Below are 26,311 nucleotides of genomic sequence, written 5' to 3'. Positions count from 1 at the left end.
CTGGCTACAATGGCAGGCTATTGCCGTATCAAGGTTTGAGGAAGCAAGACAATGAGCACTATTGAAAAAATCCAACGCCAGATCGCTGAGAACCCTATCCTTCTTTATATGAAAGGTTCCCCGAAGCTGCCAAGCTGTGGCTTCTCCGCTCAGGCCGTTCAGGCACTTTCCGCCTGCGGCGAGCGTTTCGCCTACGTGGATATTCTGCAGAACCCGGACATCCGCGCCGAGTTGCCAAAATACGCTAACTGGCCAACGTTCCCGCAGCTGTGGGTGGACGGTGAGCTGGTCGGCGGCTGCGACATCATCATCGAGATGTACCAGCGCGGCGAACTACAGACTCTGATTAAAGAAACTGCAGAAAAGCACAAATCTGAAGAGCCTGGCGCAGAGTAATCTCGCCGGCCAGGCCTGAACAGGCTGGCACTTTTCAATTTTGTTAACGCCCGGTGAATGTTTTCATCGGGCGTTTTGTTTTTAATGCCCCAGGTCGCGAACCTGCTTTACCTGCGTCGCGGTCAGGCAGCTTATTTTTTCATGCTGATGTCATTCGTATCTCTTCGTTAAGCCAAAGCCCATTTTTATTCCCCGAGAAATTATCGATACCCTACGTTTAACTACGTTGTAACAAGAATGCGGGATCGTCAGGCAGGCTGATGTCTCAATAGCGTATGGCTTGCATAATCTGAATTAATTAAATCAAATGATATATCTCTCGAGCGACATTCTACGTTTAATGTGGCGGAAACGTTCATTCTGAAGTTATGGGTTCTATGTTTTTTTTGCAAAAATCTTCAGCGTTTAACATTTCACCATATGGATATTGAGATAATTATTGAGGATATAAAGATGAAAAAAGAAATTACTTGCGCTTAGTTTTTTGATGGGCGCTGCAGTTTCTGCCCCTGCTTTTGCCATTGACTGGAACGGGGATACTGTAACGGCTGCTGCGTCCGTAAAGGTAGTGCAGCAAACTGGTATAGCCCTTACTGTAGATAACGAGCAAGAATTGAGCGGTGATATTCCGGCTGGAACACTACTGTTTACGTTAATGTTGCACGGAGATTCAAAGAATAGTGCATCAACAACCGTAATTCTTGGTGCCAAGAATCAATTGAGCTCTGAAGGAACTCTCCAGAATAACGCCAAAAACCCTGACGGTACCACTCGCAACGGGATATTAACTGCAAGACTAGAAGGTGAGACCACGAGTAATTATGAGCTAACTAATGATAAAACTTATCAGCTTGAAGGTGCTAACACTGGTGCTGAAGCATATGTTTTTAAAATGACAGGAAGCGGTGAAGGTCTCTATAGATTAAAAGCAACGGCAGCTAAGGATATTCTTGCAAGTGAGTTAGCGGGAGGCATCTATACATATGTTTTTGTGGCAAACTCATACACTGAATAATTAAATCGTCCCCCTCGGTTTATTGCGCGCGCAGGATGTACTTCCCTGCGCGCCATATTTTATATAAGCAAAACCACGCGTTAAGCGGGTGGTTTTTTTACGCTTCAGGTTCGTCGGCTGATGGCAGCGGCCAGCCGCCAAGGCGCTTCCAGCGGTTGACGATTTCGCAGAACAGCAGGGCGGTTTGCTCGGTGTCGTACAGGGCGGAGTGGGCCTGCGAGCTGTCAAACTTTTGGCCGGCGGCAATGCAGGCTTTTGCCAGCACGGTTTGCCCCAGCACCAGGCCGCTCAGGGCCGCTGTGTCAAACGTCACAAACGGATGGAACGGATTGCGTTTCAAAGAGGCTCGCTCTGCCGCCGCCATCATAAAGCTATGATCGAACGTGGCGTTGTGCGCCACCATAATCGCCCGGCTACAGCCGCTGTCTTTAATGCCTTTGCGCACGGCTTTGAAAATCGCGTGAAGGGCATCGTATTCGCTGACGGCACCACGCAGGGGGTTATGCGGATCGATTCCGTTGAACGCCAGGGCTTCTGGCTGAAGGTTCGCGCCCTCAAACGGATCGACATGGAAGTGCAGCGTTTCGTCGGGGGATAACCAGCCGTCTTCATCCATCTTCAGGGTAACGGCGGCGATTTCCAGTAACGCATCGGTTTTGGCGTTAAAACCTGCGGTTTCAACATCGATCACTACCGGATAAAAACCACGAAAACGGTCGCACAGGCCATGCAATTGCGTGTTGTCTGACATCAGCTTCTCTTAATACGGGGAAAATGCAGCGCGCATTATGGCAAATTTCGGGGAGTGTTGCAGTAAGGGGCGCACAACACGCCCCTTGTTTGACGCTAATCGCCTGAAAATCAGTTACCCAGGCCTTTGCCCGCGTGCTTCTCTTCGATCAGCTCGATTTTATAACCGTCCGGATCTTCAACAAAAGCGATAACGGTGGTGCCGCCTTTTACCGGGCCGGCTTCGCGAGTCACGTTGCCGCCGTTGTGGCGAATACGCTCGCAGGCGTCTGCCGCGTTATCCACGCTTAGCGCAATGTGGCCGTAAGCGGTACCCAGCTCGTAGCTATCCACGCCCCAGTTGTAGGTCAGCTCGATAACCGCCGTGTCGCTTTCATCGCCATAGCCAACAAACGCCAGAGAGTATTTGTACTCCGTGTTTTCGCTGGTACGCAGCAGTTTCATGCCCAGGACTTTGGTGTAGAACTCGATAGAGCGTTGCAGATCGCCAACGCGCAGCATGGTATGAAGTAGACGCATAAAATCCTCGTCGAATGAGACAGTTATTTCTGGAGTCGTTGAGTATAGCGGCGTTTGCGCGCCGCTATCAATGAAAGGTACTGCGGAGTTACAGGCTTGGGTAGTCGGTATAACCTTCCGCGCCGCCGCCGTAGAAGGATTCAGGGCGCTGCGGGTTCAGCTCTGCATTTTTGTGCAGACGAGCCACCAGGTCAGGGTTAGCGATGAATGAACGACCAAAAGCAACCGCGTCAATCAGGCCTTTGCCGATCAGATCTTCCGCTTTCTCCGGGGTATAAGCGCCTGCGCCAACGATAACGCCGCTGAAACGCTCGCGAACTTTTTCACGGAACGCTTCGGTGTACGGTTCGCCACCGGCCCAGTCCGGCTCGGACATGTGCAGATAGGCAATGCCACGTTTACCCAGTTCTTCAATCAGGTACAGCGCGTCAGCTTCTTCGTTCAGGCCATTGTCCACGTTCTGGAACGAGCCAATTGGGGACACGCGGATCCCGATGCGATCGGCACCCCATTCTTTGATCCCGGCATCAACCACTTCCAGCACCAGGCGAGCACGGTTTTCGCGGCTGCCGCCGTATTCATCGGTACGGTGGTTAGAAGAAGGAGACAGGAACTGGTGCAGCAGGTAGCCGTGGGCGGAGTGCAGCTCAACCAGGTCAAAACCTGCATCGCGAGCGTTACCAATCGCCTTGCGGAAGTCGTCCACAATGCCTGGGATCTCGCTCAGTTCCAGCGCACGCGGCATAGAGGTATCTTCGCGAACGGCGTGCCCGTTTTCGTCGCGCAGCGAGGTACGAGTCCCGGCGCTCAGCGCGGAAGGCGCGACCGGAGCCTGCTGGCCTGGCTGAAGCGTGAAGTGGGAGATTCGGCCGGTATGCCACAGCTGAACGGCCATATGGCCTTTTTCTGCATGAACGCCTGCGGTGATTTTTTTCCACGCGGCGATTTGCTCTTCGCTGTGCAGGCCAGGTGCGCCAGCATAGCCTTTGGCCTGGGCGGAAATCTGAGTTGCTTCGCTGATGATAAGCCCGGCGCTGGCGCGCTGACGGTAATATTCACCCATCAGCTGTGTTGGAATATCGCCCGGCTCAATACTGCGCAGGCGCGTCAGCGGAGCCATAAAGATACGGTTTGGAACGGTAATTGCGCCAACTTTGAGCGGCGTAAACAGTTTATCTGCTGACATGGTATTTCCTCAAGTAGACCGGTCGTCTAGTAATTTGATAAATAAAAAAACCTGTCAGGCGACAGGTTCTGCCAATAGGGTTTGTACGTGTGCCAGGGCGCTTTCAAGCGGCAGCGCGCTGCGGGAAATTTTTGCCTGCAGGCTGGCGCCTAACCACAGTGAATACAGCACCATGGCATGCGCCAACGCTTCGCCTTCAAAACGCAGGCTTTTCTCGCTGCGGCCTTTCTCCAGCGCATCGGCTAACAGGGAAATTATCTGTGAGCCGCCGTTATTCAGCGCGCCGCGCATATCTTCCGAAAGGTCGCAAACTTCTGCTGAGAGCTTCACTATCAGGCAGTTGCTCAGGTTCCCGCTCTGGCAGAAGTAGCTCAGCATATCCTGGTACCATTTCAACAGGCGTTGGCGATAAGTGCCTTCGCCGTGCGAGAAATGATCCGCCACCCGCAAATTAGACGCCTCGTAGTAGCGCTCAAGCATCGCCACGCCAAACGCTTCTTTAGAGCGGAAGTAGTGGTAGAAAGAGCCTTTTGGCACTTCTGCGGTGCGTAACAATTCGCTCAAGCCCATGCCGGTAAAGCCCCGGGCAAGGCACAACCGCTCACCAATGGCGAGGAGATGTTCGCGAGTGTCGTGTTCAGGATGTCGATTCATGGGCTCCAATGTAGTAGACCAGTCGGTCTAATGCAAGAGGGGCGGCCACTTTTTTTTGACTGAAGTTGCATTAGTCTTTATGGGCTTCGGCAAACCAGCGTTTTTTGCCGTAGCGGCTAATGGCGCTGATGTAGTTTGCGGGCGTTACCATTTTCACCACGCTTTTATTGCTGCGGAACAGCGAAGTGTAGTCTTTGTAAAACACGGAGGCGACGAGGATTATCACCAGCAGTCCGGCCAGAATACTGACCAGGCGAGTCAGCACGGTATGCCACCAGCGCGCCGGCTGCACTTTCACCAGGGACAGCAAAAGGGCGGGGATAATCCCCAGCAGGGCCAGCCAGCTAACCAGTTGAGGCGTAACGAGCGCCGTGGCTTTCTGAGAATTTGTTTCAAACACGTTGACCATCATGTTTTTATCGATGACGGCGTCATAGGTAAACATAAAATAGTTGCTGACAGCGCAGCCGATGACCAGCAGCACCAGCACGGGTTTACGCAGCCAGGGCAAATTCACCACGCTGAAAATCGTCAGCCAGGCGCAGAACAGCACCACCGGCACCGAAGCGGCAAATAACCAGCTACGAAGCGAGTCCGGGGCAATTAACTGCCAGCTGCGGTGGATAAAAAGAGCATTGATCAACGTGAAGAAAAAGGCGCAGCAAAGGTTAAATTGCGAATCGTTGCACTGTAACTTTTTCAAAAAGTTCATATAAGCCGTGAAGACAAAACAGAATATTCGCCAGAGTAGAGAGAGAAGATTAGCTGAACCTTAATTTTCAGCTGCTTTCCGGTGAAGGGTGATTTTTTAGCCGTCACGCTTGCATCCGGGGCAGAGTCAGGCTTCAATTGATGCAAAGTCATTAATGAGGCGGGTTAGTGTCTGAGCAGCTAGAGTTCTTCCCCATTCAAAGCCCCTGCCGCGGGATCTGTCAGTCGGATGAACGCGGATTTTGCCGTGGCTGCATGCGCAGCCGGGATGAACGTTTCCAGTGGCAACAAATGAGCGACGCCCAAAAGCAGGACGTACTGCGCCTCTGCCGCCAGCGCTTATTGCGCAAGTTACGAGCAAACAAGCCCAATTCACCTGAAGAACCTGAGCAGCCCTCACTGTTTTAATCATTCAGCGCCGTTATACTCGGGGCAGTTTCTTTCCTTTTGAGGTTATTTTTTATGGTACAGCGTATTACGATTGCCCCGCAGGGTCCGGAGTTTTCACGCCTGGTGATGGGCTACTGGCGTTTGATGGAATGGAATATGTCCCCGCGCGAACTGGCGAGCTTTATTGAAGAGCACGTTGAGTTGGGCATTACCACGGCGGATCACGCCGATATTTATGGTGGTTACGCTTGTGAAGAAGCTTTCGGCGAAGCTATGCGCCTGGTGCCGCATCTGCGCAGCAAAATGGAGATTGTCACCAAGTGCGGCATCGCCACCACCGCTAAGCCAGAAAATGCCCTTGGTCACTATATTACCGATCGCGATTACATCATCAGCAGTGCAGAAAGCTCGCTGAAAAAGCTGGCCACCGATTACCTGGATCTGCTGCTGATCCATCGCCCGGATCCGCTGATGGACGCCGACGAAGTTGCAGAAGCCTTCACCGCGCTGCATCACAGCGGCAAGGTTCGTCATTTTGGCGTCTCTAACTTTACCCCGGCGCAGTTCTCGCTGCTGCAGTCTCGCCTGCCGTTCACCCTGGCGACAAACCAGGTTGAGCTTTCGCCGGTGCACCAGCCTCTGCTGCTGGACGGCACGCTGGACCAGCTCCAGCAGCTGCGCATTCGTCCGATGGCGTGGTCCTGCCTTGGCGGCGGCCGTCTGTTTAACGACGATGAATTCCAGCCGCTGCGCGCCGAACTGCAGAAAGTGGCGGAAGAGCTTGGGGCCGACACCATCGAACAGGTGGTTTACGCCTGGGTGATGCGCCTGCCGTCCTCGCCGTTGCCGATCATCGGTTCCGGCAAAATCGAACGTGTGCGCTCTGCCATCCACTCGCTGTCTCTGGAAATGACTCGCCAGCAGTGGTTCCGCATTCGTAAGGCCGCGCTCGGCTACGACGTGCCTTAATCGTTCTGACCGCCTGCCAGGGTTCCGGCAGGCGGTGCCTGTTCCAGCTGGGACAGCGAGCAATAAAGTCGCCAGATAATCCCCGCCAGTTCCCGCGCCGCCGGGTCGTGATGATGCGCCAGCGTGTCGCACATTCTTTGCAGTTCTTTCAGTGATTCCGCCAGCGGCCTTTGCAGCACGCCCCGTTCACTCATCACGTCCCGCAGCGTGTGCAGGCAAACGTCCCTGACCATCGACAGCGGGTCGGAGCGCGTTTCCCAGCCGCGCAGCTGCCAGACCACGTGCGAACAGTTGAGCAACACCACGCCCCAGCGCAGAAGCCAGCGGCGGGCCGCTTCTTCTTTGCTGCTGCTAAGCTGGCTGATGTGATGGTAAACCAACGACTCAAACTGGCTCTCGCTGTGCTGCGGTTTGCGGCTGAGCTGGTCGATAAACCCACGCCGAAGCGCCCGGATATGCCGACGGCTTCGCCGGGTGTCCGAGCTTGGCCGCAGGACCGAAAAGGCCAGCCATGAAATGCCCACGCCGAGCACTTTGGCGAGGTTGTCATTCATAAACCCGGCAAAGTCGTAAACCGGTGGATTGCTGACCGACAGAAACGATCCCATAAAGACAATGAGCTGCCCCCAAAGCGCTGCGCGCTTTGCCTGCTGGAGCTTGAGCAACTGCATGGTGAGCAGCAGTGGCAGCAGGAAAACAAGGAACTGCCACAGCTGGGTGACCTGAATCATCAGGCCAAATTTCACCAGGAAACTGAACAGCGACAGCCAAAGCAGGGTGCGCATCAGCAGCGTGAGCGAGCCGAGCGGCGAGGCCACCGAAGAGTAGAGCACACAGCTAATGGCGGCCAGGGACAGCGCGCCGCCGCCGGACTCCCACTGGGTGCCGATGCACCATGCGCCGGTCAGGACGATCGTTGCGAAAGTGCGCACGGCGCTCCACAGCGCTTCGGCATTGTCGGTATGACGCGCCAGCGGCGGGGCTTCTGGCGGTGTGATCACCGACACCGGCGTGGCGTTTTCCAGCTCCCTTAGCCAGCGGCTGCTGTTGAGATAGAGCCAGCAGAAATAACGCAGGCGGTGCCAGAATGCCTGATGGCGATAATCGTCCTGTGAATGAGGGGCAATCTGTTGCAGTAGCCTGGCGACGGTGTATTTATCGGCGTTTGGCTTTGCCAGCTCCCGCAGCAGGCTGTCCAGCACCGACCAGATATTGGCTGGCGCCTCCGGCCAGTTGAGCAGCATCCGGCGCAGGCTGGAAATGACGCTGGTCAGGCGGAGCTGTTGGTGGAGCAAATAGTTCAGCAGGTTGTTCTGGCGGCGGAAGCGGTAGTGGCTCCAGAATGCCTGAATGCGCAGCAGATTCATGGTCAGGATCTGGCCGATAATCCCTTCGTGCGCGGTGCGGATGGCGTCGGTGGTTTCCGGCTGCCAGAGCAGGCTGGCGTGTTCGAGCAGCCGGGCGTGCATGTTCTTCAGGGCGCTAACCAGGGCGCTGCCGTCTGAAGTGCTGGGCAGCACCATCATCATAAAGCCGCCGCACAAAATCCCGACCACCACCTCGCACACGCGGGCCTGGGCGATATCCCATAGCTCCGTCGATTCTACGGTATTGATCATCGGGAAGGCGATGATCGCGGCGGTGTACCCGGCGAGCATGAACGCGTACGCCACGTTATTCTGAAAATGGCTGGAGGCCCAGGTACAAAGTGCCAGCCAGCTTGCCATGGCGAAGGTGAACAGCCAGGGATCGTTCAGCGCGTTGCCGGCGATGATTAACGAAGCCGCAGCCCCGATAAAACTTCCCGCAATACGCCCCAGACTTTTGCTTATCACGCCGCCAACGGTGGGGAAGCTCACCACGGCAGCGGAGGTCATGGCCCAATAGGGTTCGTCCAGATTCAGGCCATAGGCGATAGCCAGCGCCATGCCCATGGCAATGGCGTTACGCAGCGCATAGCGCCATTGCCCACCGGTGGCTTTTCCCCACGGCGTGTTATGCCATGCCAGAAAACTGAGATTCATCAGGGCTGAACGCTAACGGTACAGGTGGTGCCCGACACCAGCGTCACGCCGTCAGGAATGGTATCCAGACTGATGCGTACCGGCACGCGCTGCGCCAGGCGAACCCACGGCACGTTCGGCTTAATGTCCGGGACCAGGTCGCTGTCGCTTTCGATGCTTTGGTCGTAGATCGCGCGGCCAATACTTTCGACTTTGCCGCTCAGCTTTTGGTTGCCGTTGTACAACACGATCTGAACCGCGCTGCCCGGCTGAATGCGGCGCAGCTTGGTCTCTTCGAAATAGCCCACCACGTAAAACGAGTGGCTGTCTACCAGCGCGAAGACCGGTTTGCCTTCGCTGGCGTAGTTCCCGACGCGGGAGGTCAGGTTGGTGACCCAGCCGTCCACCGGCGCGGTGACCGTGGTTTGCGAAAGCTGCCATTGCGCCTGTTCAAGCGTGGCCTGGGCGACTTTCACCGCCGCCTGCATCGCTTTAACGTTGATGTTGGCGGTGTCCATGTCTTCGGCAGAAATGTAATTGCGGGGCAGATTCTGGCGGCGGTTCGCCTCGTTGCTGGCTTTGGCCAGATCGGACTGGGCCTTCGCCAGCTGCGCCTCTGCGTTCAGCACCGCAATGTGGTAAGGCGTAGTGTCGAGGGTGAACAGCGTGGTGCCTTTACTCACGAACTGATTGTCTTTCACGTTCAGGGTGACGATGGTGCCGGACACCTGCGGCGTAATGCTGACCTGTTCGGCGCGCACTTTACCGTCCCGCGTCCAGGGCGACTGCATGTAATAGTTCCATAACAGCCAGCCTGCCAGCAGCGCCGCAGCAAAAACGATGAGGGTGGAAAAGTATTTTATTGTTTTGATATTCATTGTGTTACCACATCACCAAAAGAGCCATGCCGGCGCTGACGGACAGCGCGAAAAGGGATAAATCCATCAACGTGGGGTGCCAGATTTCACCGGAGTAAATCCAGTCGCGCAGCAAACGGTGGACGATCAGCCAGATAAAAAAGCCGACAAACACGGCCTTGAACAGCGGGGGAAAGTAGACCGATGCCCCGACCACAAGATCCTGAAGCGGGAAGCCGGACGGGCTAAAAGTGAGACTCACGTAGTGATAATCCTTTAAAAAACGGGGGTAGCTGCCGTTTCCCCTCACTTAGATGTAGAATAAAAGTATAGCTGGTTGCATAACTTCAGTGAAAGTAAGGGATTTGTTTTTAACAATTAATGCCTGCACAATAGTCTAAAATCAGTATAATAAGTTAGCAAGCTAATTATAAGGAGATGAAATTGGAATCGCCATCGCCATTAGGTTCGGATCTGGCCCGCCTGGTACGCATCTGGCGTGCGCTAATTGACCATCGCCTGAAACCTCTGGAATTGACACAGACACACTGGGTAACGCTGCATAATATTCATCAGCTGCCGCCAGATCAGTCACAGATTCAGTTGGCTAAAGCGATCGGCATTGAGCAGCCATCACTGGTTCGTACGCTCGATCAACTCGAAGAAAAAGGGTTAATCTCGCGCAAAACCTGTGCAAACGACCGTCGGGCAAAACGGATTAAATTGACCGAACAGGCCGCGCCTATCATTGAAAAGATGGAAGGCGTTATAAACGAAACGCGGGGAGAAATCCTGTCGGGCATTACTCGCGAAGAGCAGGCGCTGTTAAGCAGCCTTATCAACCGGCTTGAGCAAAATATTATTGAACTACAGAGCCGGGATTAATCTCCCCGGTTGAACCAAAGCCTCGCTGCTTATCCAGCGGGGCTTTTTTTTACCTGACGATCCGCGGATGGGGGAAATGTGTACCCGGTAGCAAATAGTTGAGCAGGCGTGTGAGTTTGTTTATCTCTATTTCAGAAGTCTAAATGTAAATTAATTGTTTCTCACCGCCGTCTCCCGCTTTTAATAATGCAGGCATGTTTATCACAATGAGCCTGCATTATGTCTTATCGCATCAGTATCCTGGATAAAAGCCCGCTTGCGCCCAACGACAGCGCGACGGATGCCCTGGCACGTACGCTGCGTCTCGCTCAGCAGGCAGAAACCTGGGGCTATCACCGATTCTGGCTGGCCGAGCACCACAACACGCCTCAGCTTGCCAGCCCTTCTCCGGAAGTGCTGATTGCCTGGATTGTCGGCCAGACCCGCCGTATTCGCGTGGGCTCAGGCGGCGTGATGCTCCAGCATTACAGTCCTTACAAAGTGGCCGAAAACTTCAACCTGCTGTCTTCCCTTGCGCCTGGCCGCATCGATCTCGGAGTCGGTAAAGCGCCGGGGGGCCTGCCGCTCTCTACGCAGGCGCTGCAGCACGGGCTCTCGCAGGCGGCAAAAGGCAGCTTTGATGAACAGCTCGCTCAGCTTGATGACTGGCTCTCGCGACGTGACCCCGCGGCAGGCGAAAGCGTTCGAGCTACGCCGCTTCCTGCCCAGCGCCCGGAAGGTTTTTTGCTGGGCGCAAGCCTGCAAAGCGCCCGTTTAGCCGCCAGTCTGGACTGGAACTTTGTTTTTGCCGCCCATCTGAACGGCGATAAAACGCTATTGCGCGACGTCGTGACCGACTGGAAAAAGAACAGTCGTCGCGACGTGCTGGTGGCAGTGCAGGCTATTGTGGCGCGGGATGCAGGGCGTGCGGAGGAGCTTGCCGGGCAGGTTGAAATCTGGGGCGTGGAGCTGGAAAACGGCCAGCGCGTGAGCGTGGCAAGCGAAGAGCAGGCCCACAGTTTTGCCCGTCAGTCCGGCAGCGCGCTGCGTAGCCTGACGCGCCGTGAACCTTCACTATTAAAAGGCACGCCTGAAACGGTGCAAAAAGCGCTTCAGGCGCTGCACGAAGAGTATGGCATTGATGAATTTATTATTGATACGCCGGTAGCCGAAGGGGCTGAACGTCTGGCCTCGCTGCAGCTGCTGGCAGAAGCCCACGCGATTGTGGAGGCGGCAGTATGACGTTTGCTCAGCAACTGACCGACTGGCGCCGTGAGCTGCACCGGTTCCCGGAATTATCTCTTGAAGAAGTGGAAACCACTTCGCGCATCCGCGACTGGTTGCAAAGCGCGGGTATTCGCCTGCTTCCGTATTCGCTTCAAACCGGCGTCGTGGCGGAGATTGGCGAAGGTGAGAACGCCATTGCGCTGCGGGCCGATATCGATGCGCTGCCCATTGAAGAAGCCAGCGGCGTGGCCTTTAGTTCGCAGAATCCGGGCGTGATGCATGCCTGCGGGCATGACGTTCACAGCAGCGTGATGCTGGGTGCGGCACTGCTGCTTAAGCAGAACGAAGCGCGGCTTAACGGGCGAGTTCGCATTCTGTTTCAGCCCGCAGAGGAGCGTTTTGGTGGGGCAACCACGCTGGTCAAGGCCGGCGTGCTGGAGGGGATCTCCGCCATTTTTGGTATGCACAATGAGCCATGCCTGCCGGTCGGGGCCTTTGCCACTCGCGGCGGCCCGTTTTATGCCAACGTTGACCGGCTGGTCATTCAGGTGCGGGGCAAAGGGGCGCACGCGGCACGCCCGCATGAAGGCAAAGACGCCATATTGCTCGCCAGCCAGCTGGTGGCTCTGCTGCAAAGTATCACCAGCCGGGAGGTAAACACCCTGGATTCGGCAGTGCTGAGCATTACCCGCATTGCAGGCGGTAATACCTGGAACGTGCTGCCGGAAAGCGTTGAGCTGGAAGGGACGCTGCGCACCCACAGCGCTAGCGTGAGGGCAACGGTAAAAGCGCGCGTCATTGAGATTGCCGCCGGTCTTGCCAGCGCTTTTGGGGCGGAAATCGACGTCACCTGGCATCTGGGGCCAGATGCATTAGTTAACGATGAGCGCTGGGCGACGTTTGCCAGCGATGTTGCGGCCGCCGAAGGTTACGACACGCTTTATGCCGATCTGCATTTGGGCGGTGAGGATTTTGCCGTTTATCTCCAACATATACCTGGCGCATTTGTCAGCATTGGCAGCGACAGCCGTTACGGGCTTCATCATCCGGCCTTCGATCCCGATGAAAGACTGATTGAACCTGCGGCGCGTTATTTCGCTCGGTTAGCACAATCGGCACTACAACAACTTTAACGCCCATCAGCGATGGCGGATTTTAACGTTCCGCATAAGGATAAAGCATGTCTGCAAAACGACAGTTAAGACTGGGTACGATATTACATGGCGCTTCGGGAAATATGTCGGCCTGGCGCCATCCTGCTGCGGTTGCCGATGCCAGTATTAATTTTGAGTTCGTCAAACAAACGGCATTCAAAGCGGAAGAGGGGAAGCTGGATTTTATCTTTGTGGCGGACGGACTTTATATTAACGAAAAATCTATCCCGCATTTTTTAAATCGCTTTGAGCCGCTGACGGTATTATCCGCCCTGGCGAGCGTGACCCGGCATCTGGGCCTGGTGGGAACATTGTCGACGTCGTACAGCGACCCTTTTACCACGGCGCGCCAGTTTGCGAGTCTCGATCACCTGAGCAACGGCCGCGCGGGCTGGAACGTGGTCACGTCGCCACTGGAAGGCTCGGCTAAAAATTTCTCCAGAACCCAGCATCCTGAACATGCGCTGCGCTATCGCATCGCCGACGAATACCTGGATGTTGTGAAAGGACTTTGGGATTCATGGGAAGAAGATGCTTTTGTGCGTAATAAAGAAAGCGGGCAGTTTTTTGCCCCTGAAAAGCTGCACGCGCTCAATCATCAGGGGGATTTCTTCCAGGTCGCGGGGCCGCTGAACATTGGCCGCACGCCGCAGGGCAGGCCGATTCTGTTCCAGGCCGGGGCATCGGAAGACGGCAAAAAACTGGCGGCAAAACATGCCGATGCCATCTTTACTCACCATGAATCGCTCGCTGAGGCAAAAGCCTTTTACCGGGATGTGAAAAACCAGCTGGAAGGGCAAGGCCGCGAGGGGGATTCGCTGCACATCTTCCAGGGCGTGAGCGTCATCGTAGGTACAGATGCCGCGGACGCCGAGCGGCAGTACCAGACCACCGCCGCGCTGGTCTCTGTCACCGATGCCCTGAACTACCTGGGCCGCTATTTTGAGCACCATGACTTTAGTCAGTACCCGCTGGACGAGCCTTTCCCCGATATCGGTGACCTGGGCCAGAACAGCTTCCGCAGCACCACCGATGAGATCAAACGCAACGCCCGCGAGCGTGGATTAACCCTGCGCCAGGTCGCGCTTGAAGCCGCCAGCCCAAGGCCGCGTTTTTCCGGTTCGCCGGAACAGGTGGCGGACGGCCTGCAGCAGTGGTTTGACGAGCGGGCAGCTGACGGATTCATCATCCAGGGCGGTACGCCGGACACCTTCCCACGTTTTGTGGAGCAGGTTGTGCCGGTACTTCAGGCTCGTGGTCTTTTCCGCACCGAATACCCCGGCACGACGCTGCGCGAGAGTTTTGATCTCGCGCCGCCCGAAAATCGCTACGGCAAATAAAACAAATAAAGAGAAAAACTATGCAGAAAACTTCCCTGTTGCTGGCTATTGCGCTTGCGTGGACGCCGCTTGCCTGGGCGAATGACGTCACCATCAACGGCACCGGCGTGAGCCTTGAGGCCAACAAAGCGCCGATCAATACCGCTAAAAATCCACAGGCCATCGCGCAGTTACCTAAAGATTATCGATTTGCCGTTCCCGGTAAGTTTACCGTGGCAGTGGCGGCGCTCAATTCGCCGCCGCTGACGGTTTTTTCTGATGACAATAAAACCCTGCTTGGCAGTGAGGTGGACATTGCCCGCCTGGTTGCCGACAGCCTTGGGCTGGAGCTGAACGTGGTCCCGACGTCCTGGGAAGACTGGCCGCTCGGGGTGGCTTCCGGGAAATATGATGCCGCGATCAGCAATATTACCGTCACCAAAGATCGCAAAGAGAAATTCGATTTTGCCACCTACCGCAAAGACTCGCTGGGCTTTTATGTGAAGGCCAACAGCCCGATCAAATCGCTCACCCACGCGGAAGATATCGCCGGGTTACGCATCGTCGTCGGTTCCGGCACCAATCAGGAAGCTATCCTGCTGGCGTGGAATGCTGAAAACGAGAAGAAAGGGCTGAAGCCGTTCACTCCGGTCTACACCAAAGATGATGCGGCGCTGACGCTGGCGCTACAGTCCGGGCGAGCCGACGCCTGGTTTGGGCCGAACGTCACCGGGGCCTGGAAAGCGGCGCTGACCGGTAAAACGAAGCTGGTGGGCAGCGTCGACGGCGGCTGGCCGAAAGCGGCTCACATTGCGGTGACGCTAAAAAAAGGCAGCGGCCTGGTTGAACCTGTTCAGACGGCGCTCAACGGCGCGATCCAGCAGGGCGACTACGACAAAGTTTTAAAGCGCTGGGGCGAGGACGTGGAGCGTATTCCTGCCTCGGAAGTTAACCCCGCCGGTTTAGGTGATTGAGGAGGCGTATATGAGCGAACATTTTCGCGTTTTGTCCCCGGAAGCGCCGGAGCTGCAGCCGATCATTAGCGGCCTGTTTGGCGAATATGCCGCCCGCTATGGCGATTTTTTCTCGCGTGATGCCGAAGTGGAGCTGACCGAATGGTATCTGCCACCGCAGGGCATTTTTATTGTGCTGGAGCGTGAGGGCGAAATTATTGCCACCGGCGCCTATAAGCCCTACGACCAGCAAACCGCCGAGATCAAACGTATCTGGACGAAAAGTACGCTGCGTAAGCAGGGCCTGGCCGGGCGAGTGGTTCGTGAACTGGAACGCCTTGCCCTCCAGGCGGGCTACAGCCGAATCTATCTCACCACCGGCTTTCGTCAGCCGGAGGCCGTCAGGCTTTATCTGAGTGAAGGTTACGACCCTCAGTTCAGCCTTGAGGTTGACCCCGAAACGTTCAGCCAGCCGCCCCACGACGGGCGGCTGCGGTTCACTAAAATCTTAGCGCTGGAAAGCCTGAGTAAAACGGCCTGAGGAGTGACGATGAAAACGTCTGAAACCATTAAAGTGGTGCCTGCGCGTTATCCGCTGCGCACCGTGGGTGCGGTGATTGCGCTGTTTGTGCTGGCGGTGGTGGTGCAATCCGTCGCGTTTAACCCCCGCTGGGAATGGGGCGTTTTTGCCCACTGGTTTTTTGACCCGGTCATTCTGGAGGGGTTAGGACAAACGCTGTTGTTAACGCTGTTGGGCACGGCGCTGAGCGTAGTATTTGGCGGTTTGCTCGCGCTGGCCAGGCTTTCTTCCTCCTGGCTGCTGAGCAGTCTCGCCTGGAGTTACATCTGGCTGTTTCGCTCCCTGCCGCTGATTGTCGTGCTGATCGTGCTCTACAACTTCTCTTACCTGTACGACACGCTGTCGATTGGGGTGCCGTTCACCAGTATTGTCTGGGGGAGTTACGACACGATTAACGTGCTGGGGCAGTTTTCGACGGCGGTGGTGGGGCTGACGCTGGTGCAGAGCGCCTACACGGCAGAGATTGTCCGCGGTGGTTTTCTGGGCGTGGATCACGGGCAATATGAAGCCGCCGCCGCGTTAGGTTTGCCCGCGTGGCGACGTACCGTGCGCATTATTCTGCCGCAGGCGCTGCGCACTATTCTGCCCTCCGGGTTCAACGAAATTATCAGCCTCGCCAAAGGTACGGCGATGGTTTACGTGCTGGCGATGCCGGAGCTGTTTTACACCATCCAGATGATCTACAACCGCACGCAGCAGGTGATCCCGCTGCTGATGGTGGCGGCCGTCTGGTATTTGGTTATTACCAGCGTGCTCTCACTGATCCAGTACCTCGTTGAACGTTCATTGGCCCGCAGTGAACGCCGCTCGGCCATCAATCAAACGCGTACTGCCCGCAGCGCAGTGCCGTCCACAGCCCCCGTTGCCCAGGAGCCGGTCCATGCCAACCTCTCATAACGGCCATATTTCAATTACCGGCGTCAGCAAATATTTTGGTCGCCATAAGGCGCTGGATGATGTCTCGCTCGAGATCCCACCGGGCACGGTGACGGTGATCCTCGGGCCATCCGGCTCCGGTAAATCTACGCTGCTGCGCACCATCAACCACCTTGAGCGGGTGGACGAAGGTTATATCCAGATTGACGGAGATTACATCGGTTACCGGCTGAAAGGGGACAAACTGTACGAGCTGAAAGAAAAGGAGATCCTGCGCCAGCGAGCCAACGTGGGCTATGTCTTTCAGAACTTCAATCTGTTTCCCCACATGACGGTGCTGGAAAATCTGATTGAAGCGCCGGTGGCCCATAAACAGCTGAGCCGCAAAGAGGCGGTTGAGCGCGCGTATGAGCTGCTCGATGTGGTTGGGCTGCGCAGTAAAGCGGATGCCTGGTCGCGGCACTTATCCGGCGGGCAGCAGCAGCGCATTGCCATTGCTCGCGCGCTGGCGCTGAGCCCACGGGTGATGCTGTTCGATGAGCCAACGTCCGCGCTCGACCCTGAGCTGGTCGGCGAAGTGCTGGACGTGATTAAAAGACTGGCCCGGTCGGGCACCACGCTGGTGGTCGTCACACATGAAATCGGCTTTGCGCGGGAAGTGGCCGATCAGGTGGTGTTTATGGTGGACGGTAAAATTGTCGAGCAGGGAAGCAGTGATGAGGTTTTGAATCGTCCGCAGCACCCGCGTACCCGCCAGTTCTTATCCAGGGTGCTTTGATATGAAATATGGATTTATTGCGCTGTTAGTTTCTTTTTCTACTTTATCCGCGCAGGCGAATATCGACCTTGCTGCCAATGAAAAACCTCTGAGCGTGGCTAGGGATGAAAAAGCTATTGCCAAAATCCCCGCAGGCTATCGGTTCGTCGAACCCGGCACGCTAACGGTGGCGATCTCCGCGCTTAACTCACCCCCGCTGGCGCTGCTGGCCAGCGATAATCGCACGCGCATAGGCAGCGACCCGGACATTGCCCGGCTGCTGGCCGGCAGCCTGGGCCTGAAACTGAAGCTGGTGCTGACCGCGTGGGAAGACTGGCCGCTGGGTATCACGTCCGGGCGCTATGATGTGGCGCTGGTGAATATTGCCGTGACGGAGCAGCGGAAAGAGAAATTTGATTTTGCCACCTACCGCGTGGACTCGCTCTCTTTTGCCGTGAAGGCCAGCAGCCCGATTCAGTCTATCGCTAAGGCAGAAGATCTTGCCGGGCGGAAGGTCATCGTTGGGGCAGGGACCAATCAGGAGCGCATTCTGCTGGGCTGGAATGCAGAAAACGAAGGTGCCGGGCGTGAGCCAGCCTTGCCGATTTATGTCACCGACGATGCCTCCGCGAACCTTTATATTCAGTCTGGCCGGGCCGACGTGTTCTTTGGGCCACAGTCCATTACGGCTTATAAAGCCGCGTTAACCGGCACAACGCGCGTGGTGGGGCTCGGGCCGAAAAAGGCCTATGTAGCAACGACAACGAAAAAAGGAAATGGGCTGGTTTATGCCCTGCAGGCGGCGCTGGATGGCGCTATTCAGCGGGGTGAATATCAGCAGGTGCTTACGCGGTGGGGGGAACAGGGAGAGGAAGTTGCTCAGTCGGAGGTGAACCCGCCGGGTATTACCTACTAAAACAAAAGGCCCGTAATACGGGCCTTAAATCATTTCGCGTTGTCTTAGCGAGGAGCAACGGTGATGTTGTTGCCGCTGCCGGAGATGGCTACACGCTGACCAACGGAGTAACGGGTGTCACCCTGTTTCTGCACGGCGATGATGGTTTGGCCGTCATCTTTACGGATTTCCAGCTCAACGCCTTTGCTGTTGCCCATTGCGCCGCCGACTGCGTCACCCGCCAGGCCACCGGCTACAGCGCCGCCTGCGGTTGCCAGAGTACGCCCGGTGCCACCGCCAACGGTGTTACCCAGCAGGCCACCCAGTACCGCACCGCCGATAGCCCCGATAGTGCTATTGCTGTCGCTGCCTTTGATGGTGACCGCGCGAACGTGGGTAATAGTCCCGTAGGTCACGGTTCTTACCTGTTTAGCTTCAGACGCGTTGTAAACATCGCCGGACAGCCCTTCGTTGGCGCAGCCAGCAAGGGTGAAAGCAACCAGTGAAACTGCCAAAATACGTGAAATCATTTGTACCTCTCCTGTGAACCCATCAACGCTCAGTGAGCATCCGTTATGGCTAAATTATATGGCAATTCCTGGCCATAGTTCATGTTTGTTCTACAACAATCCTGTAAAAATAGTAAATCAAATGTCTTTAACAACAATTAAACCGCTGTGCTGTGCGAGTTTTGCTTAAATGCCTGACCGCCCGATGCCGCAGCTGACACAGATTATTAATTAAAATTATTAATAAATCATAATATTGCGTGCTAGTTTAACCAAATTAATTTACCGCCCCGGCGAGAATAAGGAGTGACGGATGAAGTCAGGTCGTTATATAGGCGTGATGTCAGGCACCAGTCTGGATGGTATCGATGTGGTGCTGGCTGCTATCGACGAACATCTGGTCGTTCAGCAGGCGAGCTACAGCCACCCGATGCCGCTGGCCATCAAAAACGCGGTTCTTGCCGTTTGCCAGGGCCAGCAACTCACGCTGTCCCAGCTAGGCCAGTTGGACAACCGGCTTGGAAAATTGTTCGCCGAGGCGGTGCAAATCCTTATTAAGCGCGAGGGGCTGCGGCCTGAAGACGTCACTGCGATAGGCTGCCACGGGCAAACCGTGTGGCATGAGCCACAGGGCGAGGCCGCCCACACCATGCAAATTGGCGACAATAACCAAATCGCCGCGCTGACCGGTATTACCGTGGTCGGCGATTTTCGCCGCCGTGATATGGCGCTTGGCGGGCAGGGAGCACCGCTGGTGCCGGCGTTTCACCAGGCGCTGCTCGCGCATCCGGTGGAACGCCGAATGGTGCTGAACATCGGCGGCATTGCCAACCTCTCTTTGCTGATCCCAGACCAGCCGGTCAGAGGCTACGACACCGGGCCTGGCAATATGCTGATGGATGCGTGGATCTGGCGGCAGCGTGGGAAAGGCTATGATAAAGACGCCGAATGGGCGAGCCGGGGCAAAGTCGTTATTCCTTTATTACAGCAAATGCTTAGCGACCCTTACTTTGCTGCACCCGCGCCCAAAAGTACGGGCCGTGAATACTTCAACTATGGCTGGCTTGAGCGTCAGCTTGCGATGTTCCCGGCGCTTGCCGGAGAGGACGTGCAGGCCACGCTCACCGAGTTGACCGCGACAACCATCGCCGAGCAGGTACTCCTGAGCGGCGGCTGTGAACGTCTCATGGTGTGCGGCGGAGGCAGCCGCAACCCGCTGCTGATGGCGCGCCTCGCTGCGCTGCTGCCGGGCACAGAAGTGACGACGACCGATGAAGCCGGGATCAGCGGTGACGATATGGAAGCCCTGGCGTTTGCCTGGCTGGCTTATAGGACAATGTCCGGCCTGCCGGGGAACCTGCCTTCGGTAACCGGTGCCTCTGAGCCAACAATCCTCGGCGCTATTTATCCGGCAAATCCTCGCCATAATCAGAGTTAACTGAAATTATCTTCATCCCGCAGCCGCTAAACTGAAGGCGAAAAGGAGGGCGCAGGCCCTCCAGGGATAAGAAGATATTCAGGATACTCAGATGAAAAAACTGCTCGTTGCCACCCTGCCAATGCTGCTTGCCGGCTGTAGTTACTACAACACTTTTCTTGAAAGAATGCATACCGATACGCTGGCGTACCAGTGCGATGAAAAGCCGCTCACCGTGAAGCTGAATAACGACAAACAGCAGGTCAGTTTTGTCTACGACAACCAGATGCTGAACCTGACGCAGGGGCTTTCCGCCTCCGGCGCACGGTATACCGACGGCGTTTACGTCTTCTGGTCGAAGGGCGACAGCGCAACCGTCTATCGTAAAGACACCATCGTGCTGAATAATTGCCAGCTTCAGACGGCCAAACGTTGAGATTTCTCAGGGTGGAGAGCACAATAGCTTCACCCGAGGATAGCCTGACGTAACGCCATGTCTGATAACGACTCTCTGCAACAGATTGCGCATTTGCGCCGCGAATACACCAAAGGTGGCCTGCGCCGCCACGATCTCACCGACACACCGCTGCCGCTGTTTGAGCGCTGGCTGGCTCAGGCCTGCGAAGCCAAACTTGCCGACCCGACCGCTATGGTCGTGGCGACGGTTGACGAAAACGGCCAGCCGTATCAACGTATTGTCCTGCTGAAGCATTTTGATGAAAAAGGGCTGGTGTTTTACACCAACCTGGGGTCCCGCAAGGCGCACCACATCGAACATAATCCCCGCGTCAGCCTGCATTTCCCGTGGCATATGCTGGAGCGCCAGGTGATGGTACAGGGTACCGCCGAGCGCCTCTCCACCCTTGAAGTGCTGAAATATTTCCACAGCCGCCCAAAGGACAGCCAGATAGGTGCCTGGGTATCGAAGCAATCGAGCCGCATATCCGCGCGCGGCGTGCTGGAAAGCAAATTCCTCGAGCTGAAACAGAAGTTCCAGCAGGGCGAAGTGCCGCTGCCGAGTTTTTGGGGCGGTTACCGCGTCAGCATCAACCAAATGGAGTTCTGGCAGGGGGGAGAACATCGTCTGCACGACCGCTTCCTCTACCAGCGTGACGGAACTGCCTGGAAAATAGACCGCCTCGCGCCGTAAAGTCAGGATTTTCAGCTTAAGGGCTGGTGCTAACTGCGCCAGCCCTTTATTCTATGTGCCCCGTCATACTTCAAGCTGCAGATGCGTTAACTGCACTCGCTTACCCCAGTCACTTACTTAAGTAAGCTCCCGGGGATAACCGAGCTTGTCGCCTTTCTGCAACTCGAATTATTTAGGGGCGGACACTCAAAATGAATTCTTTCGCCAGTGGGCGAAAAGCCGTGTACCGGCAAAGGTGCAGTCGTATTAGAGATGGAGAATTTGATGTCGAACATCAATTTGATCAAACAATTGCAAGAGCGGGGCCTGGTGGCCCAGGTGACGGATGAGGATGCGTTAGCAGAGCGACTGGCGCAAGGGCCAATTGCACTCTATTGCGGCTTCGATCCGACCGCCGACAGCTTGCATTTGGGCCATCTGGTTCCGCTGCTGTGCCTGAAACGCTTTCAGGAAGCAGGCCATAAGCCGGTTGCCCTCGTGGGCGGCGCGACCGGTCTTATCGGCGACCCAAGCTTCAAAGCCGTTGAGCGTAAGCTGAACACCGAAGATACCGTGCAGGAATGGGTGGAAAAAATCCGCCGTCAGGTTGCACCGTTCCTCGACTTTGACTGCGGAGATAATTCTGCCGTTGCCGCTAACAACTATGACTGGTTCGGCAGTATGAACGTGCTGACCTTCCTGCGTGATATCGGCAAGCACTTCTCTGTTAACCAGATGATTAACAAAGAAGCCGTCAAACAGCGTCTGAACCGTGACGACGTGGGGATCTCTTTCACCGAGTTCTCTTACAACCTGCTGCAGGGTTACGACTTCGCCTGCCTGAACAAACTGCACGGCGTGGTGCTGCAGATTGGTGGTTCTGACCAGTGGGGCAACATCACTTCAGGTATCGACCTAACCCGTCGTCTGCATCAGCAGCAGGCTTTCGGTCTGACCGTACCGCTTATCACTAAATCTGATGGCACCAAATTCGGTAAAACCGAAGGCGGCGCGGTCTGGCTCGATCCGAAGAAAACCAGCCCGTACAAGTTCTACCAGTTCTGGATCAATACTGCGGATGCCGATGTGTATCGCTTCCTGAAGTTCTTCACCTTTATGGACATTGCAGAGATCAATGCCCTGGAAGAAGAAGACAAAAACAGCGGGGCTGCCCCTCGTGCCCAGTACGTGCTGGCCGAGCAGGTCACCCGACTGGTGCACGGTGAAGAAGGTCTGACCGCGGCTAAGCGTATTACCGCCAGCCTGTTTAACGGCAACCTGAGCGAACTGAGCGAAGCGGACTTCGAGCAGCTGGCTCAGGACGGCGTGCCGATGGTTGAAATGGATCGTGGTGCCGACCTGCAACAGGCGCTGGTGGATTCCGAGCTGCAGCCGTCCCGTGGTCAGGCGCGTAAAACCATTTCTCAGAACGCGATCACCATCAACGGTGAAAAACAGTCTGACCCGGAATACACCTTTACCGAAGGCGATATCCTGTTTAACCGTTACACCCTGCTGCGTCGCGGTAAAAAGAACTACTGCCTCGTCTGCTGGAAATAAGTCATAAGATCGGAAAAACACGGCTCAGGCCGTGTTTTTTTTAGCAAGCACAACACCTGGCGATACCCGAGTCGATAATGAAAAACATTCTTGCCATCCAGTCCCATGTGGTATTTGGTCACGCCGGCAACAGCGCCGCCGAATTTCCGATGCGCCGTCTGGGCGCCAACGTCTGGCCGCTGAACACGGTGCAGTTTTCTAACCACACGCAGTACGGGCAATGGACCGGCACGGTGATGCCTGCCAGTCACTTGAGCGAGATTGTGCAGGGGATTGCAAATATCGGCCAACTGGAGCGCTGTGATGCGGTCCTGAGCGGATATCTGGGCTCGGCGGAGCAGGGCGAACATATTCTCTCCATCGTGCGTCAGGTAAAAGCGGCTAATCCGAAGGCAAAATACTTCTGTGATCCGGTGATGGGCCACCCGGAAAAAGGCTGTATCGTGGCACCCGGCGTGGCGGAATACCACACGCGCTACGCCATGCCAGCGAGCGATATCATCGCCCCAAACCTGATTGAACTGGAAATTCTCAGCGGGCACAGCGTAAATAACGTGGAAGAAGCCGTGGCAACAGCCCGGGAGCTGATTGCTCAAGGGCCGGAAATTGTGCTGGTGAAGCATCTGGCTCGCGCGGGCTACCAGCAGGACCGCTTTGAAATGCTGCTGGTGACGGCCGAAGAAGCCTGGCATATTCACCGTCCACTGGTGGACTTTGGCGAGCGTCAGCCGGTAGGCGTGGGTGACGTAACCAGCGGCCTGCTGCTGGTTAAGCTGTTACAGGGCGCGACGCTGCGTGAAGCGCTGGAGCACGTCACGGCGGCGGTGTACGACATTATGGTCGTGACTAAACGTATGGCCGAGTACGAACTGCAGCTGGTCGCGGCTCAGGACGGGATTGCCAAACCCGAACACTATTTCACCGCGGTGAAGCTCTGAAACAGAAACGCCCTCATTTGAGGGCGTTTTTCTGTCCAGGTCTGATTTAAATCCCTTCGGCGCTCAGGGCCGCAGACACCGCCGGACGCGCTTTCATGCGTTCAACATACGCTTCGATATTCGTCAGGCCAGCCAGATCCAGCTTCAGGCCGTACGCCCAACGCAATACGGTGAACAGGTAAGCATCTACCACCGTAAAACGGGTGCCCATCAGCCACTGCTTGTCCTTCAGCTCTTCGTTCACGTAATGGAATTTTTTCTCCATTTGCTGGCGAACCACGGCCTTGAACTCTTCTGGCGTTGCCGGGTTGAACAGCGGAGAGAAGCCTTTATGCAGCTCGGTTGCCACATAGTTCAGCCACTCCAGAGTGTGGTAGCGAGTCATGCTGCCCGCCGGGGCCAGAAGCTGGCGGTCAGGCACTTTATCCGCCAGGTATTGCACGATAGCCACGCCTTCGGTCAGCAGGGAGCCGTCATCCAGCACCAGCGCGGGCACCTGCCCTTTAGGGTTAATGGCGAGAAAATCGTCACCGGTTTCGGTGCGTTTGGTCGCCAGGTCAACTTTCACCAGCGAAAAGTCCAGGCCAGATTCACGCAGGATAATGTGCGGGGAGAGGGAACAGGCACCGGGCTTGAAATACAGTTTCATGACGAACTCCTTTAGGGCGCTAAGATAACTTATGTTAGTGCGGACGCGGCGAAAAAAAAAGCCGCCAGCTGTGAGGCCGGCGGCTAAATAATCATTTTTCCTGAAGAAATTACGCGGTAGCGGTTTCGTTAGCCTTTTCCGCTTTGTCTTCACTCAGCGTCATGCGGTTCAGCTTAGGCGCTGTCAGCAGCATCAGCACGGCAATCACGCCGGTGACGATACCGATCTGCATGAAGACACGACCGTACACTTCCAGAGACTGCAGCGGGTCAGTCACGTTTTCCGGCACCGCCATCAGGCCCGCAACTTTACCGGCGATGATCGCCGCACCCGCGGTCGTCAGGAACCAGCTACCCATGATGAAGCCCATCAGGCGCTGTGGCACCAGCTGAGCAACCATGGCAAGGCCCAGGCCGGAAATCATCAGCTCACCGATACTCTGCAGCGCGTAGCTCAGAATCAGCCAGTTCACGGAAACCATACCCGCGTCGCTGGCAAACTTCGTGCCGACCGGCAGCACCAGGAAGGCGAAGGAGCACAGCACCATACCGATAGCAAACTTGTGCGGCATCGGCAGGCGGTCACCCATCTTGTTGTAGATAGCGGCCAGAATCGGGCTACCAATCATGATCCAGAACGGGTTCAGCGCCTGGAACTGTTCTGCTTCGAAGGTGATGCCTAGAATTTCATGGCCCACGTTACGAATGGCGAAGAAGTTCAGGGAAGTCGGCATCTGGCTGTACAGCACGAAGAAGACGATAGCTTCAACCATCAGGATGAAGGCCACGATCATCTTACGGCGAGCTGCGCCTTTCATCGCAAAGGCTTCTTTAGCAAAGATAATGACGATACCCAGGGCAACAACGCCCAGTACGGCACGAGCAATGCCCTGGTTGTGCAGCAGCCAGGTAGCAATCGCAACCAGCACCACGACGCCGGCGATGGTCGCCATCAGCTTACCGAAGTGCACCGGCGCGAAGTCTGGTTTAGAGCCATAGTTCTTCACCCACTTCTTACAGAAGATGAAGTTCACCAGCGTAATCAGCATGCCCACGAAGCTCAGGGAGAACGCGGTGCTCCAGCCGTACTGCGCAGCCAGCCACGGGGTGGCAAGCATAGAGAAGAAGGAACCGATGTTGATGGACATGTAGTACATGGTGAATGCACCGTCCAGACGCGGGTCGTCTTTCTCATAGCAGGTAGACAGCAGCGCTGAAGGGTTAGCCTTGAACAGGCCGTTACCTACCGCGATGGTCGCCATACCGATATACACCACGCTCACGTCGTGGCCGGAGTAGGCCACAAGGGCGTAACCGATAGCCAGTACGACGGTACCAAGCATGATAACGCGTTTGGTGCCGAGAACTTTATCGCCCAGCCAGCCGCCAATCGCGACCAGGCCGTAAACAAGGGCACTAAAGGAGGAGAACAGCGTGATGGAGTCCGCTTCGGACATGCCCAGCATTTTGACCAGATAAACGGCCATGATGCCTTGCAGGCCGTAATAGCCGAAACGCTCCCAGAGTTCGATGGAGAAAATCAGGTAGAACGATTTAGGTTGCTTAAAGGCGTTTAGACTCACGCTTTCTGCTGGTTCTTTGTTTGCAGTCGACACATATACCTCTTTTTTTACATCCCGCTTTAATAAGGGGCTTTCTCATGCCTTACCGCATCGGTAAGCATTTTTTTTGTTATAAGGAAGGAAAAACGGGAGGTAATGTTCACTATCCAGGGGGCTCAGGCAAGGGGTTTGTAATAATCTGTTACATATATCCGAGGCAAGATAATACGCCATCAGGTGAATTGTTATTCAGCGTTAAATTTTACTAATTCATTTATTAACGATTTTTTGTCTTTTTTCAAAGCGATTTTTTAACATTGCAGATGTATGTTCTGCTTTTAAAGCATAATTGCAGTGATAATGACCGGTATATTCAATATGCATGGCCTATTGTATTGCCTGAGATCCATTATTGCTAACGATAGCAAGGCGTTACTGGTGTTTTCGTTACCTTTTTGCAACCTCGAGTTATC

General features: G+C 55.6%; 28 protein-coding genes and 1 pseudogene. 18 read left to right on the top strand and 11 right to left on the bottom strand.

What is annotated here, in order from left to right:
• Positions 1-51 precede the first annotated feature (51 nt).
• Both CNE01S_RS05120 and CNE01S_RS05115 read left to right on the top strand, forming a co-directional pair.
• Entirely contained in the window at positions 52-396 is a 345-nt protein-coding gene (locus CNE01S_RS05120) for a Grx4 family monothiol glutaredoxin (RefSeq protein ID WP_061274020.1), read from the top strand.
• Between the two features lie 487 nt (positions 397-883).
• Positions 884-1,411: a hypothetical protein gene (locus tag CNE01S_RS05115; protein ID WP_061274018.1), complete on the top strand. Its 528-nt coding sequence runs from the start codon at positions 884-886 to the stop codon at positions 1,409-1,411.
• 97 nt (positions 1,412-1,508) lie between these two features.
• Here CNE01S_RS05115 and rnt read toward each other — a convergent pair whose 3' ends face one another.
• The 5 genes and pseudogenes from rnt to CNE01S_RS05090 all read right to left on the bottom strand — a co-directional run.
• Positions 1,509-2,162, bottom strand: a complete 654-nt coding sequence (gene rnt / locus CNE01S_RS05110) for a ribonuclease T (protein ID WP_061274016.1) — start codon at positions 2,160-2,162, stop codon at positions 1,509-1,511.
• A gap of 110 nt (positions 2,163-2,272) precedes the next feature.
• Positions 2,273-2,680 (bottom strand): lactoylglutathione lyase, encoded by a 408-nt coding sequence (gloA, locus tag CNE01S_RS05105; RefSeq protein ID WP_038473207.1) that lies wholly within the window; start codon positions 2,678-2,680, stop codon positions 2,273-2,275.
• An 88-nt stretch (positions 2,681-2,768) separates the two neighbouring features.
• On the bottom strand, positions 2,769-3,866 hold the full coding sequence (locus tag CNE01S_RS05100) for an alkene reductase (protein WP_061274014.1): 1,098 nt from the start codon (positions 3,864-3,866) through the stop codon (positions 2,769-2,771).
• 54 nt (positions 3,867-3,920) lie between these two features.
• Entirely contained in the window at positions 3,921-4,520 is a 600-nt protein-coding gene (locus CNE01S_RS05095; protein WP_061274012.1) for a TetR/AcrR family transcriptional regulator, read from the bottom strand.
• An 88-nt stretch (positions 4,521-4,608) separates the two neighbouring features.
• Positions 4,609-5,232 (bottom strand): annotated as a pseudogene (locus tag CNE01S_RS05090) (phosphoethanolamine transferase domain-containing protein); the annotation flags it as partial.
• 167 nt (positions 5,233-5,399) lie between these two features.
• Between CNE01S_RS05090 and CNE01S_RS24295 the strand changes: the two are divergent.
• Positions 5,400-5,639 (top strand): DUF1289 domain-containing protein, encoded by a 240-nt coding sequence (locus tag CNE01S_RS24295; RefSeq protein WP_008456463.1) that lies wholly within the window; start codon positions 5,400-5,402, stop codon positions 5,637-5,639.
• A gap of 54 nt (positions 5,640-5,693) precedes the next feature.
• A complete protein-coding gene (locus CNE01S_RS05085) occupies positions 5,694-6,590 on the top strand; it encodes an aldo/keto reductase (protein WP_061274010.1) in 897 nt (298 codons plus the stop codon).
• Here the strand turns inward: CNE01S_RS05085 and CNE01S_RS05080 are convergent.
• The 3 genes from CNE01S_RS05080 to CNE01S_RS05070 are packed head-to-tail and all read right to left on the bottom strand — an operon-like array spanning position 6,587 to position 9,712.
• Positions 6,587-8,614 (bottom strand): FUSC family protein, encoded by a 2,028-nt coding sequence (locus CNE01S_RS05080; RefSeq protein ID WP_061274008.1) that lies wholly within the window; start codon positions 8,612-8,614, stop codon positions 6,587-6,589. The genes CNE01S_RS05085 and CNE01S_RS05080 overlap by 4 nt on opposite strands.
• Positions 8,614-9,471 (bottom strand): efflux RND transporter periplasmic adaptor subunit, encoded by an 858-nt coding sequence (locus CNE01S_RS05075; protein WP_061274006.1) that lies wholly within the window; start codon positions 9,469-9,471, stop codon positions 8,614-8,616. Before CNE01S_RS05075 ends, CNE01S_RS05080 begins: the two co-directional genes overlap by 1 nt.
• A gap of 4 nt (positions 9,472-9,475) precedes the next feature.
• A complete protein-coding gene (locus CNE01S_RS05070) occupies positions 9,476-9,712 on the bottom strand; it encodes a DUF1656 domain-containing protein (RefSeq protein WP_008456455.1) in 237 nt (78 codons plus the stop codon).
• Positions 9,713-9,888: 176 nt separating this feature from the next.
• Here CNE01S_RS05070 and slyA point away from each other — a divergent pair, with 176 nt between their 5' ends.
• The 9 genes from slyA to CNE01S_RS05025 all read left to right on the top strand — a co-directional run bounded on the left by slyA (position 9,889) and on the right by CNE01S_RS05025 (position 18,096).
• A complete protein-coding gene (slyA, locus tag CNE01S_RS05065; protein ID WP_061274005.1) occupies positions 9,889-10,335 on the top strand; it encodes a transcriptional regulator SlyA in 447 nt (148 codons plus the stop codon).
• A 219-nt stretch (positions 10,336-10,554) separates the two neighbouring features.
• On the top strand, positions 10,555-11,556 hold the full coding sequence (locus CNE01S_RS05060; RefSeq protein ID WP_061274003.1) for an LLM class flavin-dependent oxidoreductase: 1,002 nt from the start codon (positions 10,555-10,557) through the stop codon (positions 11,554-11,556).
• The gene (locus CNE01S_RS05055) at positions 11,553-12,674 is read left to right on the top strand and encodes an amidohydrolase (protein ID WP_061274002.1); all 1,122 of its coding nucleotides are present in this window, start codon (positions 11,553-11,555) and stop codon (positions 12,672-12,674) included. Before CNE01S_RS05060 ends, CNE01S_RS05055 begins: the two co-directional genes overlap by 4 nt.
• 47 nt (positions 12,675-12,721) lie before the next feature.
• The gene (locus tag CNE01S_RS26130; RefSeq protein ID WP_061274000.1) at positions 12,722-14,035 is read left to right on the top strand and encodes an LLM class flavin-dependent oxidoreductase; all 1,314 of its coding nucleotides are present in this window, start codon (positions 12,722-12,724) and stop codon (positions 14,033-14,035) included.
• A 20-nt stretch (positions 14,036-14,055) separates the two neighbouring features.
• Positions 14,056-14,988 (top strand): ABC transporter substrate-binding protein, encoded by a 933-nt coding sequence (locus tag CNE01S_RS26125; protein ID WP_061273999.1) that lies wholly within the window; start codon positions 14,056-14,058, stop codon positions 14,986-14,988.
• 10 nt (positions 14,989-14,998) lie between these two features.
• Complete coding sequence (locus CNE01S_RS05040; RefSeq protein ID WP_061273997.1) at positions 14,999-15,508, top strand: GNAT family N-acetyltransferase; 510 nt, start codon at positions 14,999-15,001, stop codon at positions 15,506-15,508.
• Positions 15,509-15,517: 9 nt separating this feature from the next.
• On the top strand, positions 15,518-16,444 hold the full coding sequence (locus tag CNE01S_RS05035) for an amino acid ABC transporter permease (protein ID WP_061273995.1): 927 nt from the start codon (positions 15,518-15,520) through the stop codon (positions 16,442-16,444).
• Complete coding sequence (locus CNE01S_RS05030; protein ID WP_061273993.1) at positions 16,428-17,201, top strand: amino acid ABC transporter ATP-binding protein; 774 nt, start codon at positions 16,428-16,430, stop codon at positions 17,199-17,201. The genes CNE01S_RS05035 and CNE01S_RS05030 overlap by 17 nt, the downstream gene beginning before the upstream one ends.
• Before the next feature lies 1 nt (position 17,202).
• A complete protein-coding gene (locus CNE01S_RS05025; RefSeq protein ID WP_061273992.1) occupies positions 17,203-18,096 on the top strand; it encodes a transporter substrate-binding domain-containing protein in 894 nt (297 codons plus the stop codon).
• Positions 18,097-18,140: 44 nt separating this feature from the next.
• Here the strand turns inward: CNE01S_RS05025 and CNE01S_RS05020 are convergent, their stop codons facing one another.
• Complete coding sequence (locus tag CNE01S_RS05020) at positions 18,141-18,605, bottom strand: outer membrane lipoprotein (RefSeq protein ID WP_008456437.1); 465 nt, start codon at positions 18,603-18,605, stop codon at positions 18,141-18,143.
• A gap of 292 nt (positions 18,606-18,897) precedes the next feature.
• On the opposite strand from CNE01S_RS05020, the gene anmK reads away from it, so the two are divergent.
• The 5 genes from anmK to pdxY all read left to right on the top strand — a co-directional run bounded on the left by anmK (position 18,898) and on the right by pdxY (position 23,628).
• Entirely contained in the window at positions 18,898-20,022 is a 1,125-nt protein-coding gene (gene anmK, locus CNE01S_RS05015; RefSeq protein ID WP_061273990.1) for an anhydro-N-acetylmuramic acid kinase, read from the top strand.
• Positions 20,023-20,113: 91 nt separating this feature from the next.
• On the top strand, positions 20,114-20,437 hold the full coding sequence (gene mliC, locus CNE01S_RS05010) for a C-type lysozyme inhibitor (RefSeq protein WP_061273988.1): 324 nt from the start codon (positions 20,114-20,116) through the stop codon (positions 20,435-20,437).
• Between the two features lie 57 nt (positions 20,438-20,494).
• Positions 20,495-21,151: a pyridoxamine 5'-phosphate oxidase gene (pdxH, locus tag CNE01S_RS05005; protein ID WP_061273986.1), complete on the top strand. Its 657-nt coding sequence runs from the start codon at positions 20,495-20,497 to the stop codon at positions 21,149-21,151.
• A 264-nt stretch (positions 21,152-21,415) separates the two neighbouring features.
• A complete protein-coding gene (gene tyrS / locus CNE01S_RS05000; RefSeq protein WP_039292531.1) occupies positions 21,416-22,690 on the top strand; it encodes a tyrosine--tRNA ligase in 1,275 nt (424 codons plus the stop codon).
• Positions 22,691-22,767: 77 nt separating this feature from the next.
• Complete coding sequence (gene pdxY, locus CNE01S_RS04995; RefSeq protein ID WP_061273984.1) at positions 22,768-23,628, top strand: pyridoxal kinase PdxY; 861 nt, start codon at positions 22,768-22,770, stop codon at positions 23,626-23,628.
• Positions 23,629-23,674: 46 nt separating this feature from the next.
• On the opposite strand, the gene gstA is transcribed toward pdxY, so the two are convergent.
• Together gstA and dtpA are read right to left on the bottom strand one after the other, a co-directional pair.
• Positions 23,675-24,277 carry a glutathione transferase GstA gene (gene gstA, locus CNE01S_RS04990; protein WP_061273982.1) on the bottom strand — a complete coding sequence of 201 codons (603 nt, stop codon included), beginning with the start codon at positions 24,275-24,277 and terminating at the stop codon, positions 23,675-23,677.
• 109 nt (positions 24,278-24,386) lie between these two features.
• Positions 24,387-25,892 carry a dipeptide/tripeptide permease DtpA gene (gene dtpA / locus CNE01S_RS04985; protein ID WP_061273979.1) on the bottom strand — a complete coding sequence of 502 codons (1,506 nt, stop codon included), beginning with the start codon at positions 25,890-25,892 and terminating at the stop codon, positions 24,387-24,389.
• Positions 25,893-26,311 lie beyond the last annotated feature (419 nt).

The sequence above is a fragment of the Cedecea neteri NBRC 105707 = ATCC 33855 genome (genome assembly GCF_001571265.1).
GTDB classification, from domain to species: domain Bacteria; phylum Pseudomonadota; class Gammaproteobacteria; order Enterobacterales; family Enterobacteriaceae; genus Cedecea; species Cedecea neteri.
This window is presented reverse-complemented; position numbering and strand designations above follow the sequence as displayed.

What these genes read in the sequence shown, in the direction of transcription:
- CNE01S_RS05120 (WP_061274020.1), top strand. Translation starts at nt 52, where the DNA reads ATGAGCACTATTGAAAAAATCCAACGCCAGATCGCTGAGAACCCTATC.
- CNE01S_RS05115 (WP_061274018.1), top strand. Translation starts at nt 884, where the DNA reads ATGGGCGCTGCAGTTTCTGCCCCTGCTTTTGCCATTGACTGGAACGGG.
- rnt (WP_061274016.1), bottom strand. Translation starts at nt 2,162, where the DNA reads ATGTCAGACAACACGCAATTGCATGGCCTGTGCGACCGTTTTCGTGGT.
- gloA (WP_038473207.1), bottom strand. Translation starts at nt 2,680, where the DNA reads ATGCGTCTACTTCATACCATGCTGCGCGTTGGCGATCTGCAACGCTCT.
- CNE01S_RS05100 (WP_061274014.1), bottom strand. Translation starts at nt 3,866, where the DNA reads ATGTCAGCAGATAAACTGTTTACGCCGCTCAAAGTTGGCGCAATTACC.
- CNE01S_RS05095 (WP_061274012.1), bottom strand. Translation starts at nt 4,520, where the DNA reads ATGAATCGACATCCTGAACACGACACTCGCGAACATCTCCTCGCCATT.
- CNE01S_RS05085 (WP_061274010.1), top strand. Translation starts at nt 5,694, where the DNA reads ATGGTACAGCGTATTACGATTGCCCCGCAGGGTCCGGAGTTTTCACGC.
- CNE01S_RS05080 (WP_061274008.1), bottom strand. Translation starts at nt 8,614, where the DNA reads ATGAATCTCAGTTTTCTGGCATGGCATAACACGCCGTGGGGAAAAGCC.
- CNE01S_RS05075 (WP_061274006.1), bottom strand. Translation starts at nt 9,471, where the DNA reads ATGAATATCAAAACAATAAAATACTTTTCCACCCTCATCGTTTTTGCT.
- slyA (WP_061274005.1), top strand. Translation starts at nt 9,889, where the DNA reads ATGAAATTGGAATCGCCATCGCCATTAGGTTCGGATCTGGCCCGCCTG.
- CNE01S_RS05060 (WP_061274003.1), top strand. Translation starts at nt 10,555, where the DNA reads ATGTCTTATCGCATCAGTATCCTGGATAAAAGCCCGCTTGCGCCCAAC.
- CNE01S_RS05055 (WP_061274002.1), top strand. Translation starts at nt 11,553, where the DNA reads ATGACGTTTGCTCAGCAACTGACCGACTGGCGCCGTGAGCTGCACCGG.
- CNE01S_RS26130 (WP_061274000.1), top strand. Translation starts at nt 12,722, where the DNA reads ATGTCTGCAAAACGACAGTTAAGACTGGGTACGATATTACATGGCGCT.
- CNE01S_RS26125 (WP_061273999.1), top strand. Translation starts at nt 14,056, where the DNA reads ATGCAGAAAACTTCCCTGTTGCTGGCTATTGCGCTTGCGTGGACGCCG.
- CNE01S_RS05040 (WP_061273997.1), top strand. Translation starts at nt 14,999, where the DNA reads ATGAGCGAACATTTTCGCGTTTTGTCCCCGGAAGCGCCGGAGCTGCAG.
- CNE01S_RS05035 (WP_061273995.1), top strand. Translation starts at nt 15,518, where the DNA reads ATGAAAACGTCTGAAACCATTAAAGTGGTGCCTGCGCGTTATCCGCTG.
- CNE01S_RS05030 (WP_061273993.1), top strand. Translation starts at nt 16,428, where the DNA reads ATGCCAACCTCTCATAACGGCCATATTTCAATTACCGGCGTCAGCAAA.
- CNE01S_RS05025 (WP_061273992.1), top strand. Translation starts at nt 17,203, where the DNA reads ATGAAATATGGATTTATTGCGCTGTTAGTTTCTTTTTCTACTTTATCC.
- CNE01S_RS05020 (WP_008456437.1), bottom strand. Translation starts at nt 18,605, where the DNA reads ATGATTTCACGTATTTTGGCAGTTTCACTGGTTGCTTTCACCCTTGCT.
- anmK (WP_061273990.1), top strand. Translation starts at nt 18,898, where the DNA reads ATGAAGTCAGGTCGTTATATAGGCGTGATGTCAGGCACCAGTCTGGAT.
- mliC (WP_061273988.1), top strand. Translation starts at nt 20,114, where the DNA reads ATGAAAAAACTGCTCGTTGCCACCCTGCCAATGCTGCTTGCCGGCTGT.
- pdxH (WP_061273986.1), top strand. Translation starts at nt 20,495, where the DNA reads ATGTCTGATAACGACTCTCTGCAACAGATTGCGCATTTGCGCCGCGAA.
- tyrS (WP_039292531.1), top strand. Translation starts at nt 21,416, where the DNA reads ATGTCGAACATCAATTTGATCAAACAATTGCAAGAGCGGGGCCTGGTG.
- pdxY (WP_061273984.1), top strand. Translation starts at nt 22,768, where the DNA reads ATGAAAAACATTCTTGCCATCCAGTCCCATGTGGTATTTGGTCACGCC.
- gstA (WP_061273982.1), bottom strand. Translation starts at nt 24,277, where the DNA reads ATGAAACTGTATTTCAAGCCCGGTGCCTGTTCCCTCTCCCCGCACATT.